The organism is Prevotella sp. HJM029, from assembly GCF_000599605.1.
Taxonomy (GTDB): Bacteria; Bacteroidota; Bacteroidia; order Bacteroidales; family Bacteroidaceae; genus Prevotella.
The window spans coordinates 1-4,166 of the sequence record NZ_AZHT01000013.1 but is presented as its reverse complement, the minus strand read 5'-3'; the positions used below and the strand labels follow the sequence as shown (position 1 = coordinate 4,166).

4 protein-coding genes are annotated in these 4,166 nt (G+C 45.0%); 3 read left to right on the top strand and 1 reads right to left on the bottom strand.

Going from position 1 to position 4,166, the window contains the following annotated elements:
• From X919_RS0101195 to X919_RS0101185, 3 genes are all read left to right on the top strand, one after another.
• The coding region (locus X919_RS0101195; protein ID WP_028898677.1) for an ABC transporter permease at positions 1-476 on the top strand (476 nt) is incomplete at its 5' end.
• A gap of 349 nt (positions 477-825) precedes the next feature.
• Entirely contained in the window at positions 826-1,029 is a 204-nt protein-coding gene (locus X919_RS16360) for a hypothetical protein (RefSeq protein ID WP_155949630.1), read from the top strand.
• A gap of 48 nt (positions 1,030-1,077) precedes the next feature.
• Positions 1,078-3,834: a fimbrillin family protein gene (locus X919_RS0101185; protein ID WP_036916654.1), complete on the top strand. Its 2,757-nt coding sequence runs from the start codon at positions 1,078-1,080 to the stop codon at positions 3,832-3,834.
• A 13-nt stretch (positions 3,835-3,847) separates the two neighbouring features.
• On the opposite strand, the gene X919_RS16355 is transcribed toward X919_RS0101185, so the two are convergent.
• Positions 3,848-4,027, bottom strand: coding sequence for a hypothetical protein (locus tag X919_RS16355; protein WP_155949628.1), 180 nt, complete (start codon positions 4,025-4,027; stop codon positions 3,848-3,850).
• Between the last annotated feature and the right edge of the window lie 139 nt (positions 4,028-4,166).

Sequence of the window (4,166 nt, the reverse complement as noted above, 5' to 3'; positions counted from 1 at the left end):
TCACGCCCGTGAGCCGCTGCAGTTTCATCCTTTCCAAGCTCATTCCCTATTGGCTCATCGCCCTTTTAGCTACCACGATGTGCCTGCTGGTGGCATGGTTGTTTTATGGCATCGTGCCCGTGGGCAACATTGCGTGGGTCTATCTGTTGGTGATGTTGCTGGCATTCTTCTTCTCGTCGTTGGGTTTGGTCATCTCCAACCGCAGCGACACCATGCAGCAAGCCATCTTTGTGATGTGGTTTTTCGTGATGAACATTCTGCTCCTTTCGGGTCTTTTCACCCCCACGCGCTCCATGCCCACCGCCGCCTATCTCACCACCTATGTCAACCCCATGAGCTATTTCATCGATGCCATGCGCACGGTGTTCGTTCGTGGCGGCAATTTCGGCAGCATTTTCCATCAAGTGGTGGCCTTGGCAGTCATCGATAGTCTCATGGGTTTTTGGGCAGTGATGAGTTATAAGAAAAACGAATAACAAGCTTTTTATAGTGCACATTGCTTGCAAATATAATAAAATAGTTATATCTTTGCACGCAATGAAGCTATATAATATAACATGTCAAATTTCTGTGTTGCAAAGAACACCATCATTCTTTGCCTCTTTTGATGTGTTTTATTTGGGCAATCCGAATGATGGTTTAGCATACAAACAGGAGCAAAACCAATATAAAGGTACGCGCATTGCGCGTAATACACGGCGTAAACACTGAAAACAAAAAGGGTGTGTGAGAAGTTTTTAATAAACTTTTTGCATGCTCTTTTTGCGTGGATACATGGATGAGTGAAATAAAAAAAGATAGACAAACTCTATAAATATAAATAAAATGAAAGAAAAAACGACGAAAACAGGAAAACGATGCTACGAGGCCCCAACAAGTTGGCTCATCCATGTAGATGTAGAGCATCAATTATTAGCCGGAAGTCCGCCAGTAAGGCCAGGTGGTAATCGTGGTGGAAGAGTAACCATTACTCCGTCAACCCCTGACCAGAGTGCCAATCCTGATGATGATATACTAGATGAAGATTAATAACTCATAAACCAGAATCAAATGCAAAAAAATAATATTCTTTCCCTAATGAAATTGCATACTTATATAGTTTGTGGGATAGCTTTGTCGGTATCGCTATTTACCATTGCTTGTACCGATAACGATATCATTTCGCCCAATAAACAACAACACAGTGGTACGTCTGTTCGTTTCAACATTATTGATGGTCAGCAAACGGCTTTGGCACAGCGTGCCAATGGGCTTACACGTGGTATTACACCTCAGTCCCTGCCAGCTTCGACCTTTGAAACCCGCCAATTGGAAGTGCAAAGCAATATTCCGCTTACTGATGCTTGCTTAGAAGAAACCACTATCGAGGGTTTTATGCCTGTGAAGGCTGATGCCAAAACTCGTGGTGATCTGACTACCACATTGGCGCAAAACTTCTCATCGTTGGGCTATCGTGGCAACACCGCTGCCACCATCAGCACCACGCCTACTTGGTTTTATAACGAAGCCACTAAGCCTGATGGTAACTTGGTGAACGACATACGTTGGCAGTGGAATTTAAACCATGCGCGTTTTTTTGCTGTCTACCCACAGGTGACCAGCGCATATCCCAATATCACGCTTTCGCCCAACACCCATTCGGGCACGCCTTTCGTCGACTTTATTGTTGATGCTGACGTGGCAAAGCAAAAAGACTTGATGACAGCCTGCACGGGTGACGTGGAATATGATAGTTTTGCGGGCATAACCCCTGAAACCAACTTGAATTTTCAACACGCCCTCACGGCCATCACCTTTGCTGTGGGGAAAAATCTGTCGCTCAACAAAATCATAAATCGTGTGGAGTTGCAGAATGTCCAAACAAGGGCTAAATATATCCTGCCCACTATTTATGGCGCAGCTGGCACATGGGATTTAACAGCATCTCCCACACGTGGCACCGTTACACTCTCTGGTTTGAGCGTCAGCACCAACCTTGCCGAAAACGCTACCATCATTGGTAATCAGGGTGAAAACTTCACATTTATGATGATTCCCCAGCCCATACAAGGCAAGAACATCAAAGCCGTCATTCATTGCACTGATGGCACCACTATCACATCGACCCTCAAAGGTGATGATTGGCAGCCTGGTACCACGCGCCAATATAAACTCACGCAAAAGAACTCCAACCGTTATCATATTGTGGCAACAAGTCCCAGCGCTGCAGTTGACTTCGATAAAACGCAAACAGACAACTACACCATTCGCAGCTATCGGGACGACTTCGATCCTGCAACCAACAGCATTGTTCAAACACGTGTGGCTTGGAAGGTTGTGAAATATGAAGAGAGTGTCGACAATGGTGCTACATGGACTGACCTCGGGGCAACCAAACCTGCTTGGCTCACTGCACTATCAAAAGATGAGGGCATAGGAGGCACGGCTGGTGAGCAAGGCACAGCCACGCTGAGGACAGACATTAGCGATTATTCTGTGGAATATAACAAGGTGATTAAAGACGCGACACCAAAGGGGACGGCCGCTAATCCATTCAATTTGGCTAATGCTCCGAGTGGTGCAAAAGGTTACCACGCCGAAACAGCCAATTGTTATTTCATCTCTGCACCAGGATATTACTGCTTCCCTTTAGCTTATGGCAATGCCATTAAAAATAATGCTTGGAACACCAATGCTTATCAATCCACCAATGTTCCTACTATATATTATTTGAAAGATAGATTCTTAAAAAAATTCAAAGATCATCGAAACCAAGATATCACTAATCCTTGGATACGCTGGCAAATAGGAGGTGCACCAGATGGTGTTAAAATCGTTTGGATGGACCAACCCAATCTTGTGCGCAGCACTTCTCTTAAGCTCAAAGGCGATTTTGTAGAGTTTGAAATCAAAAAAGAAGACATCCGCAATGGCAACGCCCTTATTGCTGTAACGAAAGGCGGAGTTGTTGTTTGGTCATGGCATTTATGGGTTGACCGTGCCGATGCGTTAGATAAAATCTCATGTGAAAATAAAGATAATGTTACCTACAAATTCACTCGCAATGTATTGGGTTCTGTGCTCAAAGACTATAAAGGCTCTACTTATCGGAAGCCCCGAAAGGTAAGAGTCACAGTGATGCAAAACGGAGGTTTAAATCAAACCAAAGAAACGGCACAATTCATCATTACCCAAAACCCTGGAGAAGCAAAAGCATTGGGTGCTACTTACTATCAGTGGGGACGAAAAGACCCACAGCCCTACACCAAAGACGTTGCAGAAGGCTCTTTTGTGTTCGAAGACGCCCCTTCTGGTGTAACATTTGGATACGCCATTCAGCATCCTGGAACGTATTTTGGCTATATATCACGGCCTGGTGTTTTTGTATATTACGACACTTGGCTTGCTGGTGAGAATTTAAATTTGTGGTCGGCTAACGCCAATAGCTATGAATTTAATAATGGTCCTGTTGTGAAAACGATTTACGACCCTTGTCCACCGGGCTTCAAAGTGCCTGCACCAAAAGCCTTCACAGGTTTTACCACTACTGGTCAATATACATCGAACCGAGAAGAATTCAATGTTTCGGGTACTTGGAACAATGGTTGGAATTTCAATAATAAGCGCACGAATCCCAATGCGACCATCTATTTCCCAGCATTAGGTTATCGCTACGGAGATAACTTGTCGTTGAGTGGATTGAATAACAGCGGTTCTTACTGGGCGGCTTCTGTGGGGCCTTATAATGGTTTTCGAGGATATAATCTTAGCATAAGTGAAAATTGGATATATAATACGAGCAACGAAAACAACCCTGCATCTGGGTACTGTGTCCGTCCTGTAGCCGACAATTAAACGAGAAAGAGATTTAATGGGAATATTGATAACGGCGGATAGCCAGCAAAACATTCTGCCGTTCAAGCCTTTTCTGATGGTGTAACAGCTGTGGACGAGAATCGTTAAGAGGAGGTTGACGGCTGCCAAGCGCAATCTGTGGACGAGAGGAAAGGCTCGGCCATGGTGACGTCAAACCATGAATTCCATTCATTTAGAGCTGGGGGTAGGAGTGCGTGATGCATTTCTGCCCCCAATTGTGTGGTGGGGAATCGTTAGCGTTCGGCGAAAGAAAGTACAACCCACGTGCTGGTGGCTGCAAATGCGGTGAATGGCACGAAAGGCGCCATCGG